This window comes from Streptomyces coerulescens (assembly GCF_042657965.1).
GTDB lineage: Bacteria > Actinomycetota > Actinomycetes > Streptomycetales > Streptomycetaceae > Streptomyces > Streptomyces coerulescens.
Window position 1 is genome coordinate 265118 of record NZ_JBHSKM010000005.1, and the last position, 13607, is coordinate 278724.

Genomic DNA, 13607 nt, shown 5'->3' on the forward strand with positions numbered 1-13607 from the left:
ATGGCCCAGCGAGATCCACGAAACCCGCACACTGCCCTGACCTGCGGCGGATGCCTGCTGTCGGCGGTCGGCGCGACGGCGGCCATGCTCGCCTGGGCCTCCTCGGACCGCACCCGCCGCCATCTGGGTGCCGGCTTCGAGGGCGAGGGCACCGACTACCTGGCCGCGCTGACCGAACTGCGCCTGGTCGCCTCGGCCGGAGCGCTGATACCGGCTCTGGCCTGCGCGCTCGCCCTCCGCCTGACCGGCCGCCGGAAGGACTGCCGGAGGGAGTGAACGCACCCGCCTCTCAGGCCACCTCCACCCGAAGCCCTTCCAGCCCCCGGATCACGAAGTTCGGCTTGCGGTCGGGTTCCGCCGCCGCCCTGAGGGTCGGGGCCTGTTCCAGGAGGGCCGTCATGGACGCCGCGAGCTCGATCCGGGCCAGGGGTGCGCCGATGCAGTAGTGAATGCCCGCGCTGAAGGAGATGTGGGGGTTCTCCTCGCGGGTGAGATCGAGGTTCTCCGGGGCCCGGAAGACGCCCGGGTCATGGTTGGCGGAGCCGAAGAGCATGGCGATCTCCGCGCCGCGCGGGATGGTCGTGCCGTCGATCTCGATCTCGTCCAGGACCCAGCGTTCGAAGAGCTGGAGCGGGGTGTCGTAGCGCATCAGCTCCTCGATCGCGGACGGGATCAGGGAGTGGTCCGCGCGCAGGGCCGCCAGCTGGTCGGGGTTGCGGAACAGCGCCCACCAGCCGTTGACCGTGGCGTTCACCGTGGCCTCGTGGCCGGCGTTGAGCAGGAGGACCGCCGTGGAGATCATCTCCTGCTCGGTGAGCCGGTCGTCGTCCTCGTCGTGCGCCGCGATCAGGCCCGAGATCAGGTCGTCCCCGGGCTCCTTGCGGCGAGCCGCGATCAGCTCCCGGAGATAGTCCGAGAACTCCACCGACGCCCGCACCGCCTTCTGCGCCGTCTCCTGCGACGGGTTCAGCTCGTACATCCCGCAGATGTCGGCCGACCAGGGGCGAAGGGGGGCCCGGTCGGACGCCGGGATGCCCAGCATCTCCGCGATCACCGCCACCGGCAGCGGCTCCGCGACGTCCGTCAGCAGGTCACCGCCGCCCGCCTCGACCAGGCCGGACACCAGCTCGCCCGCCAGCCGGTCGACGTACGGCCTCAGCCGCTCCACCGTACGCGGCGTGAACGCCTTCGACACCAGCCGGCGGATCCGGGTGTGGTCCGGCGGCTCCAGGTCCAGCATCCCGTGGTCGTTCAGGACGTGGAACGGCTCGTGCTCCGCGGGCGGCGCGGTACGGCCGAAGTCCTCGTGCGTGAAGCGGTGCTGGTACGTGCGGCCCAGGCGCCGGTCGCGCAGCAACGCCGAGACGTCCGCGTGGTGCGGGACCAGCCACTGGTTCGTGGGCTCGAAGTAGTGCACCCGGCCCCGGGCCCGCAGCTCGGCGTAGGCCGGGTACGGGTCGGCGAGGAAGGCCGGGTCCCACGGGTCGAAGGCGAGGGCGGAGGGAGCTGCCATGCCGGGACGTTAGCCCGGCCTCCCCCGGTCTGACCAGGGCCCTAGAGCGTGCCGAAGTCCGGGAGAGTGACCGTGCCGTCCTCGGCGAGCGGGAACCCGGGGTTGTGGGCGACCTCCCAGGCGTGGCCGTCGGGGTCGACGAACGCGCTGGAGTAGAAGCCGATCGCGTTGACCGCCGCGGGCTTGGTGACCGTCCCGCCGGCCCGTTCCACCGCCGCGAGCAGGGCGTCGACCTCCGCCTCGGACCGGACGTTGTGCGCGAGGGCGATGCCCCCGAAGCCGGTCGTCGGCGGGCCGGGCTCCAGGCCGCAGTCCCGGGCCAGCTTGTCCCGGCCCCACAGCACCAGCCCGAGACCGCCCGCCTGGAAGAAGACGGTCTCCTCGACCTCCTGCCCGCGCCAGCCCAACGCCTCGTAGAAGGCCTTCGACCGGGCGAGATCGGAGACTCCCAGCGTGATCAGAGTGATGCGCTGTTCCATGTTCCCCACCGTAGGCGTGGGGCCTGGATGGGGCGTGCATGGCGCCTGTTCCGGGCCCGGTGCCTCAGCCCGGCGTGACCAGCCGGGCCTCGTAGGCGAACACCGCCGCCTGCGTACGGTCACGCAGCCCCAGCTTCACCAGGATCCGGCTGACATGGGTCTTGATCGTCGACTCCGCGACCACCAGCCGCTCGGCGATCTCCGAGTTCGACAGGCCCTGCGCGATCAGCACCAGCACCTCCGTCTCCCGCTCGGTCAGATCCCCGTACGCCGCGTGCGCCGAGGGCATCAGCCGCGGGGAGTCGGACATCTTCGAGAACTCCGTGATCAGCCGCTTGGTGATCGAGGGCGCGAGCAGCGCCTCGCCGGCCGCGACCACCCGCACGCCGTCGGCGAGCTGACGCGCCGAGGCGTCCTTCAGCAGGAAGCCGGAGGCTCCCGCCCGAAGCGCCTGGTACACGTACTCGTCGAGGTCGAACGTGGTCAGCACCAGCACCTTGGCGGCGCCGTCCGCCGCGACGATCTCGCGGGTCGCCTCGATGCCGTTCAGCTCCGGCATACGGATGTCCATCAGCACGACGTCCGGGGTGAGTTCACGGACCCGCTCCACCGCCTGCCGACCGTTGACCGCCTCGCCGACGACCTCGATGTCCGGCATCGCGTTGAGCAGGACCGAGAAGCCCTCGCGCACCATCATCTGATCGTCCGCGATCAGCACGCGGATGGTCATGAGCCGTCCTCAGTCGTCATGGAGACCGGCAGGAACACCGTCACCTCGTAGCCACCGTCGGCCGTTCTGTCCGCCGTCATCTCGCCGTTCAGCATGGAGACCCGCTCCCGCATCCCGGTGATGCCGTGCCCGGCGCCCGGTGAGGGCTTGACGAGGGCCGGCGCGGGCGGCGGGCCGTTGACTATGCGCAGACCGAGACCGCCGAGGACATAGGCGACCTCCACCCGGGCGGGCGCGCCGGGCGCGTGCCGCAGGCTGTTGCTGAGCGCCTCCTGCACGATCCGGTACGCCGACAGCTCCACCCCGGGCGGCAGCTCACGCGCCGCGCCCGTGATCGCCTTCTCGACGCTCAGCCCCGCGTCCCGCACGTTCGCCAGCAGCCCCTCCAGGTCGGCGAGGGTCGGCTGCGGGGCGTCCGGGGCCTCGTAGTCCTCGGCCCGGACGACGCCCAGGACCCGGCGCAGCTCGGTCAGCGCCGCCACCGCGTTCTCCCGGATGGTCGCGAAGGCCCGCTCCAGCTCCGGCGGCGGGTTCTCCACCCGGTAGGGGGCGGCCTCCGCCTGGATGGCGACGACCGACATGTGGTGGGCGACCACGTCGTGCAGCTCACGGGCGATGTTCGTGCGCTCCTCCAGCAGGGTGCGCCGGGAGCGCTCGTGCGCGGTCACGGTCTGCTGGGCGGTCACCTCCTGGCGGGCCTCCCGGCGGGTGTGCCAGACGGCGACGACCAGCAGGACCAGCGCGGAGACGATCATCATGGGGCCGGTGTTGGTGCCGTAGTAGTGACCGGGACCGAACACCACCTCCGCCAGGAAGCCGTACGCCCCGGTGACGGCCCACATGTACGCCGCCGTACGCGGTCGGGTGCGTATCGCCACCACCGTCAGCACGGTCAGGTGGCAGACGAAGGCCGCGGGCGGCCACGGCCAGTCGCCCATCGAGCCGCCGAAGACCACCGTGAGCGGGGTGGCCGCCATGGACGCCCAGAACGCCCCGATCGGCCGGACCATGCTCAGCAGGATCGGGATCACGGCGACCGGACCGAGCACCAGGGCCGCACCGCCGGTGTCGACGGTCGCGATGGCCAGCGTGAGCAGGGCGACACCGGTGAGCATCGCGTGCGGCGTCCAGGCCGCGTACTCGCGCAGCCGGCCGGGAAGTCGCCTGGTCACGGGGCCGTCGACCCTCATGCGGGACATCGGGCGGTAGGCGAAGGCGTCGTGGAACAGGTCCTGCCGCAGCCCGCGCATGGCGTCCGCGGCCAGCCGGAACTCCGGGCTGCGCGGCTTGGCACCGTCCCCCGGGGGCGGGGTCGGCATCTGAGTCGTCTCGGTCACGTACAGAACGGTAGGCGCCGAGGGGTGTCGCGGTCGTCCCCAGTGAGAGGGGTTCCCGCAGGTCCATCTCAGGTACTACGGGTATCACCGCTGGTCGTGCCGGTTCCGCGTCAGTAGCCCGTGGGCCGCACCACACCCGACTCGAACGCGAACACCGCCGCCTGCGTACGGTCCCGCAGCCCCAGCTTCACCAGGATCCGGCCCACGTGGGTCTTCACCGTCTGCTCGGCCACGACGAGGCGCTCGGCGATCTCCGCGTTCGACAGGCCCTGCGCGATCAGGGCGAGTACCTCCGTCTCGCGTTCGGTCAGGTCGGCGACGCGTGCCTTGAGCGGGGTGCGCGGCCGACCGTCCATCCGGCAGAACTCGCCGATCAGACGGCGGGTGATGCCGGGCGCGAGGAGGGCGTCGCCGGCCGCCACGACCCGGACCGCCTCGGCCAGCTGGTCGGCGGAGGCGTCCTTCAGCAAGAAGCCCGAGGCGCCCGCGCGCAGCGCCTCGTAGACGTACTCGTCGAGGTCGAACGTCGTCAGCACCAGCACCTTGATGTGCGGATCCGTGGTGGTGATCCGGCGGGTGGCCTCGATGCCGCCGAGCTCCGGCATGCGGATGTCCATCAGGACGACGTCCGGCCCGAGCTCGGCGACCTTCGCGACCGCGTCCATGCCGTCCACCGCCTGACCGATCACGTCGATGTCGGGCTTGGTGTTGAGCAGCACGGAGAATCCCTGCCGGACCATCTGCTGGTCGTCGGCGATGACTACGCGGATGGGGCTGCTCGTCATGCGGTGCCGTCCTTGTCGGGGTGGTGAGGGTCGGGGTCGGAGTCAGGGGCGGGGTCAGGGTTGTGAGGGGTCGGGGCTTCGGTGGTCGAGCCGCCGGAGGTCGGAGGGCCGGCGGTCGGGCCGCCGGAGGTCGGATGGCCGGCGGTCGGGCCGCCGGAGGTCGGAGGGCCGGCGGTCGGGCCGCCGGAGGTCGGATGGCCGGTGCCCGGGGCTTCGCCGGTCGAGCCGGTGGTCGGGGCGGCGGTGGTCGGGGCTTCACCGGTCGAGCCGGTGGTCGGGGCGGCGGTGGTCGGGGCTTCACCGGTCGAGCCGGTGGTCGGTGGGTGGTCGGTGGTTCGGGGGAATGCCTTCGCGTTGTCGGCGTGCCTGGTGTCCTGCGGTACGTAGGCGAGGCCCTCGATGCGCGGGTAGGCGGGGAGGTAGGCGCTCACCACGTAGCCGCCCTCCCGCGCCGGGTACGCCGACAGGGTGCCGCCGAGCATCGAGGCCCGCTCCCGCATGCCGAGCAGGCCGTGACCCGCGCCGGGTGACGGTGGCGCCGGCCACTGCGGTGCCGAGTTGACGACCCACACGCTCACGGCGCGGGGTTCGTAGGCGACGCAGACACGGGCCGTCGCGCCGGGGGCGTGGCGCAGGACGTTGCTCAGCGCCTCCTGCACGATCCGGTACGCCGAGAGCTCCACGCCGGGCGGCAGCGCGCGGCGTCGCCCGGTGATGTCGAGGGTCACGGTCAGTCCGGCGCCCCGGATGTTGTCCACCAGGGCTTCCAGCCGGTCGAGGGTGGGTTGCGGGGCGTGCGGGGCGGCGTTGGCGCCGGTGTCGGTCCCCGTCGGGTCCAGGCCGTCCGGGACGTCGGGGTGTTCCGAGCGCAGCACTCCGAGGACGCGGCGGAGTTCGGTCAGGGCGTCCAGGGCGTTCTGGCGGATGCCCTCCAGGTTCTCCTTCAGTTCGTCGGACGGGTTCTCGACGAGATGGGGGGCGACCTGGGCTTGGATGGAGATGACCGACATGTGGTGGGCGACCACGTCGTGCAGTTCGCGGGCGATCCGGCTGCGCTCCTCCAGGAGGGTGCGCTGGGCGCGTTCGGACGCGGTGAGGGTCTCCTGCTCGACGAGCTGGGTGCGGGCTTCCTTGCGGCCGCGCAGGGCGGTGCCGACCAGGACGGCCACCGCGAAGACGGCCACCGCCGTGGTGCCGGTGCCGGAGTAGCGCTGCCCGCCGATGACGCCCTGAAGGAGGAACGTGGCCAGGCCCGTCGCCGCGAGGGCCGCCACGGCATTGCGGGTACGGACGCGGAGCGCCAGGAGCAGCAGGACCGTGGCGTGGGCCAGGACCGCGGGGGTGCTCCAGGGCCAGTTGGGGCCGGGGGGCGCGGTCTCCGCGAGGTGGGGGCGGGCGACGAGGGCGATGACGACCGCGGCCGACAGGTTCAGGGCCCATGCCTCGGTGGGGCGCCACAGCGCGAGGACGAGGGTCAGGCCGAGGGCGAAACCGGCGACCAGACCGTGGGCCGTGCTCAGGTCGTAGCTCGAGCTGAGTTCGTTGCCGCCGGCCAGGGAGACGCCCAGGGCGATCCAGACGGTGAGCAGGATCGTCAGCCAGCGGAGCCAGGTCGTGCCGAAGGGTTTGCGGAGGTGGGCACGGGGGTGGGCTCGGCGGGGTCGTTCGGTGCGGGTGTCGGGTGGCACCGGCCCTTCGGCCGCGTCGGGGTCGGCGGGCGCGGGTCGCGGGGTCGAGGCCTCCTCTTCGTTCACGTGGCTCACCCTAAGCATGGTTCTGGGCCTTCGTTTTGCGGCTTTCATCGGAACGGTGGGTGCGGACCACCCGGGACGCATGGCCCTTCGCACGGCGCGGGCCCTGCTCGTAGCCGCGGAACGCCGTCCAGCACACGGCCAGGGCCACCGCGAACACGGGGAGCCAGGCCAGGCGGGCCGCCACCCACGCGAGGTTGTCGGGGGCGGTGTGCAGGCCGGGGAGGTGACCGGCCGTCAGGGCGGTGGCCGTGGTGGCCATCAGGGCCGTCTGGTGCCAGAGGAAGACCGTCATCGCGGAAAGGTTGAGCAGCGCCACCGCGGCCCAGGCCAACGGGCGGCGCATCGCGCGGCGCAGCGGCTCGCGCAGGAGCAGCGCCAACCCGCACTGGGCCAGGCCGAAGGTGACGGCGGCCAGCGTCGGCGGGTTGAGGTTGGAGACACCGGCGCCGGGGACGCCGACCATGGACGCCGGATAGCCCGCCCAGGAGACCAGCGCCGCCGTCGCCGCGGTCCCGCCGGTCAGCAGGATCCAGCCCGCGCGCCGACGCTCCAGCTCGCCCCGGGTCCAGGCCGCGCCCACGGTGAACGGCACCAGCCAGCCCGCCGCCAGGTTCACCCAGCCGAGCCAGCCGGGGGCGCCCAGACCGAAGCGCAGCAGGTCGACATGGAGGACGACGGCCAGGGCCCACAGCGGGTGAAGGCGGCGCAGGAGCGGTGTCGCCGCCGTCAGCGCCGCGAAGACCAGCAGGAACCACAAGGGGGACAGGGCCAGTTTGAGCAGGGTGTGGATCGTGGCCGGCTCCGTGCCCGAGAGCAGGAGGAGAACAGATGCCACCGTCCACAGGGTGAGGACGGCCGCCACCGGTTTGAACAGTCGGGACAGCCGGGAGGCCAGCCACTGCCCGTAGGTGGTGCCGCGCTTGCGGGCCGACGTGTAGCCGCGGGTCGCCACATGGCCGCCGACCAGGAAGAACACGGCGAGGGTCTGGAAGACCCAGGAGATCGGGGCCAGCCAGGGCATGTCGTGCAGCGGGCTCGCGGTGCGCAGGCCCCCTCCGTCGCCGTCCGCCACCAGGGCCGTGACCAGCCAGTGGCCGAGGACCACGCCGAGGATGGCGAAGGCCCGCAGGGCGTCAACGGCACGGTCCCGGTCACCGGCGGTGGCGGCATCGACCTGGGCGGCGCCCCGGCCTATGCCCCGCCACACGCCCCCGGGACGTGCGGTCCGCCTCGGCTCAGCCATGGGTCACCTCCGAGGTCTCGCCCAGGACGATGCGGGTCAGGTTCGCCAGGGACGTCGATCCCGGCCGGAAGTAGTCGCTGTGGCCGCCGTCGCCCGCCGCGAAGACCCGGGCGCCGAAGGACGGGGACATCGGGTCGGTGCCGAAGCCGACGGTCGTGCCGAGGATGTCGAGCCTGATGTGCGGGACCTCGGCCACCCAGTCCTCACCGCCGCGGGCCGCCCAGACACGGGCCCGGGTGTGCAGGGCCGCGGCGGTGTCCACGCCGGTGCCGGGGCTGCCGACCAGGGCGATGTCGTCCACGTCCAGACGGGACGCGGCGCGGCCGCAGACCACGGAGCCGTAGGAGTGGCAGAGGAGAGCGATACGCCGCTTCCCCGGCGTCCCGGTCCCCTCGTCGGCCGCGAGCCCACGCAACTGCCGTATGAACTCACGCAGTTCCGGGGCCGCCTGCTCGGCCCGGTCCGTCGTCGTGACCGTCGTGCTGACCGTGCCCGGTGTTTCGTAGCCGAGCCAGGCCACGACCGCGGTGCCTGTACCCCGCGGGGCCTCCCGGGTGAGCCGATCGTGCAGGGCGCGGGCGGTGTCGCGGAAGCGGTCGTAGGTGTCGATGGACGTGTCGGAGCCCGGGACCAGGACGGCGATGCGGTCGGCGTGGGCCAGGTCGCCGAAGACCTCCGTCGCGAGGCCGAAGCCACGGCCGTCGAAGGCTAGGAAGCGGCGAGAGGGGTCGGCCATCTCGCGATCCGCGGCGGCGCGCTCCCGGTCGCCGTGCTCCGCGGCCATGCGGGACGCCTCGGCGGCGTTGGCACGGTTGGCCTCGTACGTCCGCTCCAGCGTCGCCGCCGTCATCGGGGCGAGGGTGGCGGGGGCCGGGGCGGGGATCTCGGCGCGCGCGGCGCCGGACAGCGGGACGACCACGGCGCCGGTGATCACACAGGCGAGCAGCGCCCGGCGCCATCGATGAGTACGGCGGCCCTTGGTCGGCTCACCCGGCCCGAGCCCGCTGGCCCCGTCGGCCCCGCCGACCGCGCCGGCCCCCGTCGAACACCCCATGGTCCTGTTCCCTTCCAGTCCGCCCGGCCATCGGGCCTGTCTGGTGGGGAAGTTACGGATCCGGACTCGTCGTCCGCGTCACGCCAGGGAGCTCATCTGCGACGTAGCTCTCAAGTACTACGGGTATGAGGGGGCCGGGTCATGAGGGGCCGGGCCATGAGGGGGCACGAGGGGACGGTTGTGAGGGCCGGGTCATGAGAGGGCACGAGGGGACGGGTTGTGAGGGCCAGGTCATGAGGGGCCGCGTTATGAGAGGGCACGCGGGCCGCACCGCCAGGCGTCACCACGCCAGCTGCGCGATCTCCTCCACCACCACGGCACACGCGTCCGCGGCAGGATCGATCAGCGGGAAATGGCCCACGTCCTCCAGCAGCGTCAGACCGACCACCTCTCCCGCCTTCGCCGCCGCGTCCGCGTACGACTCGGCGACCGCCGGCGGGACCACGATGTCCGTGCGGCCCTGGACGAGTGTCGTCGCGATGCCCGTCGGGAGCAGGAAGGCGGGGTCGGCGTACGGCTGGCGTTCCGCGAACTCCACGCCTCCGCCCAGGAGTTGACGCGTGGCACCCCCGCACACGTCCAGCTTGTCGGCGACCGTGAAGTCGGCGATCGGCGCCAGGGCGACCACGCCCCGCAGGGGCACGGGCCTGTCGGTGCGCCAAGGCGCGTCCGCCGGCAGGACGTGGCGGGCCGCCACCCACAGCGCCAGGTGGCCGCCGGCGGAGTGGCCGACGAGCACCGTCCGACGCGCGTCGGCCTGCGGGAGCGCCTCCCGCACGAGCGCCGGCAACGCATCCACAGCGGCGGCGACGTCGTCGAAGGTGTCCGGCCACCGCCCGGCGACGGCCTCGCCACCGGCCGAATCCGCAGGACCCGCAGAACCTGCAACACCGGCCGAACCGCCCCCTGCCACTCCGGACGCATCCGCAGAACCCGCAACACCGCCAGGACCGCCCCCCGCCACACCCCCATCCCCCCGCCGATACTCCACATTCGCCACGGCGAACCCCCGTCGCGCCAGGAAGTCCGCGAGCGGCGTGACATGTCGGCGGTCGTACGGCGCGCGCCACGCCCCGCCGTGCAGGAGGACGACCAGCGGGGCCGGCACGCCCGGCACGGTCTCGCCGCGGGGCGCGTAGAAGTCGATCACCTGGTCGGGGTGGTCGCCGTAGGAGGCAATGGCGTCGGGATCGACGGGCGGGTGGGAGAAGGCCGACTGCTCCTCGGCGGCGTCCCGGGCAGCTGCGGCGTCGTCCGGCATGCTCCAACCTCTCAGCGACGAAACGGAATTGGACCTCGAATTCGGCCGTTGGCGGGGACGGTACCAGGCCCGTCACGTGCGCCGACAGGCGGATGTCACGCTCGGTGAGGAGTAAACGGTTCTACCGTTTCGTTACGCTGGCACCGTGGATCAAGCCACGGCGCACACCTGCACCAAGGAGGCCGATATGTCCGCCGAACCCGGCACCGTCCGTCCCGGTGGACGTACCGCGCGTGTCCGTACGGCCGTGCTGCGGGCGGCCGGAGACGTGCTGGCGGAGCAGGGTTTCGACGGCCTCGACCTCGCGGACGTCGCCCGCCGCGCGGAGGTCGGCAAGACGACCGTGTACCGGCGGTGGGGCTCGGTGACGGGACTGGTGGCCGATCTGCTCGCCGACATGGCCGAGCAGTCACAGCCGCGCGAGGAGACCGGCTCCGCGCTGGGCGATCTGCGGGCCAACGCGGCGCTGGTGCAGCGGACGCTGGCCGACCCCCGGCAGGGCGCCCTGTTCCGTGCCGTCATCGCCGCCGCGACCTGCGACGCCCGTACGGCACAGGCGCTGCGCCGGTTCTACGAGGCACGGGTGGCGGAGTGGGCACCGTGCGTGGAACAGGGCGTGACCCGGGGAGAGTTCCCCGCCGGGACGGACGCCGAGGCCGTCGTACGGGCGGTGTCGGCACCCCTCTACTACCAGTTGCTGACGACCGGGGAGATCCCCGACGCCCCCGCCGCGGAACGCGCCGCGCGGGCCGCGCACGCGGCTGCCGTGGCGGGGGTGTACGCCGGCTAGCGCAGCGCCCGCTCGACCAGGACCCGCGCCAGCACCCGCGCCGCCCGCTCCACGTCGGCGAACCCGACGTACAGCGGTGTGAAGCCGAAGCGCAGCACGTCCGGATGGCGGAAGTCGCCGACCACACCCCGTTCGATCAGCGCCTTCATCACGTCCCCGGCGCCCTCGCAGCGCAGCGCCACCTGGCTGCCGCGCTCCGCGTGGGCGACCGGAGTCACCGGCTCCACGCGCCCCTCCGGCACATACGCCCCGACGCACTCCAGGAAGAAGTCCGTCAGCGCGAGCGACTTGGCCCGCACCGCCTCGATCGACACGCCCTCCCAGACCTCCAGCGCGGCCTCCAGGGCCAGCATGGAGAGGATGTCCGGGGTGCCGACGCGCCCGCGCAGCGCACCCTCCGCGGGCGTGAAGTCGCCGCGCATGCCGAAGGGGTCGGCATGCGAGTTCCAGCCGGGGAGCGGAGAGTCGAAACGGTCCTGAAGGTCCCGGCGCACATACAGATACGCCGGTGAGCCGGGGCCGCCGTTCAGGTACTTGTACGTGCAGCCGACCGCCAGGTCGACCCCGTGCTCGTCCAGCCCGACCGGCAGGGCCCCCGCGCTGTGGCAGAGGTCCCACACGGCGAGCGCGCCCGCCGCGTGCACGGCCGCGGTGAGGGACGGCAGGTCGTGCAGCCGGCCCGTGCGGTAGTCGACATGGTTCAGCAGGACCGCGGCCGTACGGTCGCCCAGCGCGTCCGGCACCTCGGCCGGGGTCACCGGCCGCAGCGTACGGCCGGTCAGCCGCGCCGCCGACTCGGCGATGTACCCGTCCGTGGGAAAGGTCGTCGCGTCGACCAGGATCTCGTCGCGGCCGGGACCGGCGGACGACTCCGCCATCCGGACGGCGGCCACAAGTGCCTTGAAAACATTGACACTTGTCGAGTCGCCCACCACGATCTGGCCCGGCGCCGCGCCCACCAGCGGAGCGATCCGGTCGCCGATCCGCTCGGGCGCGGTCCACCAGCCGCTCTCGTCCCAGGACCGGATGCGCAGCCGGCCCCACTGCCGCAGGACGACGTCCTCGACGTGGCCCGGAACGTTCGCGGGCAGCGCGCCGAGCGAGTTCCCGTCGAGGTAGACCACCTCGTCGAGCACGAACTGCTTGCGGACGGCGGCCAGTTCGTCGGCGGCGTCCAGCGCACCCGCCTTCGTCATGAGCTCAGACATGGGACCTCGCCGTCCACAGCTCGGGGAAGACGTTCTTCTGCGCGCGCTTCTCCAGCCAGGCCACGCCGGCCGAGCCGCCCGTGCCGGCCTTGGCGCCCATCGCGCGCCGGGTGGCGACCAGATGGTCGTTGCGCCAGCGCCACACCAGTTCGGCCACGTCGGTGAGCGCCTCGCCCAGGCGGGCGAGCTCGGAGTTCTGGTCGCCCGAGTAGATCGCCGTCCAGGCGGCCTCGACCTCCGCCGAGGGCTCGTAGCGGCGCGAGACGTCACGCCTGAGCACCGCCGCGGGGATCGCGCAGCCGTGCCGGGCGAGGAAGCGCAGCACCTCGTCGTAGAGGCTGGGCTCGTGCAGCGCCTTCTCCAGTTCCGCATGGACGCGCGGGGCGCCGCGGTGCGGGACGAGCATGGACGCGGACTTCTCGGCGAGCAGGAACTCCATGCGGCGGTACATCGCCGACTGGAAGCCGGAGCCCTCGCCGAGGGCACTGCGGTAGGCGTTGAACTGGGCCGGCGTGAGCTGGCCGAGCGGCTTCCAGGAGGAGTTCAGGGCGTCCAGTTCCCGTACCGAACGCTTCAGGGCGTCGATCGCCACGCCCGGCCGGTCCTCGCGCAGCGCCCGCGCGGCGGTCTCCCACTCATGGACGATGACCGTGAACCACAGCTCCATCACCTGGGTCGTGACCAGGAAGACCATCTCTCCGGGGTCGTCGGAGAGGGTGTGCTGGAGGTGGGTGAGGACGTCCGCCTTGACGTAGTCCTCGTACGGGGTGGTGCCCGCGAAGTCGAGATTGGGGGTCTCGGGCTCTTGAGTCTCCGGGGAGGTTTCCGGGGGTGTCTCCGCGGACCGGTGAGCCTGCTGGGACATTGCTGTCTCCTGTGTAACTCCGGGTAGCGGTCCGCCCTGCCGTTATCGGCAAAGGGGCCCCGGTCCCCACCGGCATCCTCAGGGATCGCCCCGGGTGGCGCAAGGCCCGCCTGGTCACATCGGCGGGCGGGCCTCACGCGCGGAGCCGCGCCGCTAGCCCAGGGTCTGGGCGGCGGTCGCCGAGGAGTCCTTCAGGAACTGCGAGCAGCGCTCGTACTCCTCCTGCTCGCCGATGGAGCCGGCGGCACGGGCGAGGGCGTGCAGGGCGCGCAGGAAGCCGCGGTTCGGCTCGTGCTCCCACGGAACCGGGCCGTGGCCCTTCCAGCCGTTGCGTCGCAGGGCGTCCAGGCCGCGGTGGTAGCCCGTACGGGCGTAGGCGTACGACTCCACGACGCTACCCCGCTCGAACGCCTCGTCGGCCAGCTGGGCCCAGGCCAGCGAGGAGGTCGGGTACTTCGCGGCGACGTCCGCGGGGGCGGTGCCGCCGGCGAGCAGCTCGCGCGGCTCGGGGTCGTCGGGGAGGTGGGTCGGGGGCGGACCCCCGAGAAGGTTTTCGTGAATGGCCATGGGGTCCAGTCTGGCCCATGG

General features: G+C 72.8%; 13 protein-coding genes and 1 pseudogene. 2 read left to right on the top strand and 12 right to left on the bottom strand.

Translation table 11 applies throughout. From position 1 onward, the window contains the following. Positions 1 to 276 carry a hypothetical protein gene (locus ACFPQ9_RS11460; protein ID WP_380850757.1) on the top strand — a complete coding sequence of 92 codons (276 nt, stop codon included), beginning with the start codon at positions 1 to 3 and terminating at the stop codon, positions 274 to 276. Between the two features lie 13 nt (positions 277 to 289). Here ACFPQ9_RS11460 and ACFPQ9_RS11465 read toward each other — a convergent pair whose 3' ends face one another. The 9 genes and pseudogenes from ACFPQ9_RS11465 to ACFPQ9_RS11505 form a co-directional block, all read right to left on the bottom strand. After that, complete coding sequence (locus tag ACFPQ9_RS11465; protein ID WP_380850760.1) at positions 290 to 1513, bottom strand: cytochrome P450; 1224 nt, start codon at positions 1511 to 1513, stop codon at positions 290 to 292. Between the two features lie 41 nt (positions 1514 to 1554). Further along, positions 1555 to 1992, bottom strand: coding sequence for a VOC family protein (locus ACFPQ9_RS11470; protein WP_380850763.1), 438 nt, complete (start codon positions 1990 to 1992; stop codon positions 1555 to 1557). Between the two features lie 64 nt (positions 1993 to 2056). Continuing rightward, positions 2057 to 2722: a response regulator gene (locus ACFPQ9_RS11475; RefSeq protein WP_380850766.1), complete on the bottom strand. Its 666-nt coding sequence runs from the start codon at positions 2720 to 2722 to the stop codon at positions 2057 to 2059. Next, complete coding sequence (locus tag ACFPQ9_RS11480) at positions 2719 to 4059, bottom strand: sensor histidine kinase (protein ID WP_380850769.1); 1341 nt, start codon at positions 4057 to 4059, stop codon at positions 2719 to 2721. Before ACFPQ9_RS11480 ends, ACFPQ9_RS11475 begins: the two co-directional genes overlap by 4 nt. Before the next feature lie 110 nt (positions 4060 to 4169). Then, entirely contained in the window at positions 4170 to 4844 is a 675-nt protein-coding gene (locus ACFPQ9_RS11485) for a response regulator (protein ID WP_380850772.1), read from the bottom strand. A gap of 413 nt (positions 4845 to 5257) precedes the next feature. Then, positions 5258 to 6616: pseudogene (locus tag ACFPQ9_RS11490) on the bottom strand (sensor histidine kinase); the annotation flags it as partial. After that, positions 6609 to 7841: an acyltransferase family protein gene (locus tag ACFPQ9_RS11495; RefSeq protein ID WP_380850778.1), complete on the bottom strand. Its 1233-nt coding sequence runs from the start codon at positions 7839 to 7841 to the stop codon at positions 6609 to 6611. The gene ACFPQ9_RS11495 and the pseudogene ACFPQ9_RS11490, both read right to left, overlap by 8 nt. Then, positions 7834 to 8895 (bottom strand): alpha/beta hydrolase, encoded by a 1062-nt coding sequence (locus ACFPQ9_RS11500; RefSeq protein WP_380850781.1) that lies wholly within the window; start codon positions 8893 to 8895, stop codon positions 7834 to 7836. Before ACFPQ9_RS11500 ends, ACFPQ9_RS11495 begins: the two co-directional genes overlap by 8 nt. A 280-nt stretch (positions 8896 to 9175) precedes the next feature. After that, positions 9176 to 10156 (bottom strand): alpha/beta hydrolase family protein, encoded by a 981-nt coding sequence (locus ACFPQ9_RS11505; protein ID WP_380850784.1) that lies wholly within the window; start codon positions 10154 to 10156, stop codon positions 9176 to 9178. A gap of 187 nt (positions 10157 to 10343) precedes the next feature. Between ACFPQ9_RS11505 and ACFPQ9_RS11510 the strand changes: the two genes are divergently transcribed. Continuing rightward, positions 10344 to 10946 (top strand): TetR/AcrR family transcriptional regulator, encoded by a 603-nt coding sequence (locus ACFPQ9_RS11510; RefSeq protein WP_380851038.1) that lies wholly within the window; start codon positions 10344 to 10346, stop codon positions 10944 to 10946. Here the strand turns inward: ACFPQ9_RS11510 and kynU are convergent. The 3 genes from kynU to ACFPQ9_RS11525 form a co-directional block, all read right to left on the bottom strand. After that, entirely contained in the window at positions 10943 to 12154 is a 1212-nt protein-coding gene (gene kynU / locus ACFPQ9_RS11515) for a kynureninase (RefSeq protein WP_380850787.1), read from the bottom strand. The two genes, ACFPQ9_RS11510 and kynU, sit on opposite strands and share 4 nt — an antisense overlap. Further along, a complete protein-coding gene (locus ACFPQ9_RS11520; protein ID WP_380850789.1) occupies positions 12147 to 13019 on the bottom strand; it encodes a tryptophan 2,3-dioxygenase family protein in 873 nt (290 codons plus the stop codon). The genes kynU and ACFPQ9_RS11520 overlap by 8 nt, the downstream gene beginning before the upstream one ends. A 153-nt stretch (positions 13020 to 13172) precedes the next feature. After that, the gene (locus tag ACFPQ9_RS11525) at positions 13173 to 13586 is read right to left on the bottom strand and encodes a DUF3151 domain-containing protein (RefSeq protein ID WP_380850792.1); all 414 of its coding nucleotides are present in this window, start codon (positions 13584 to 13586) and stop codon (positions 13173 to 13175) included. Positions 13587 to 13607 lie beyond the last annotated feature (21 nt).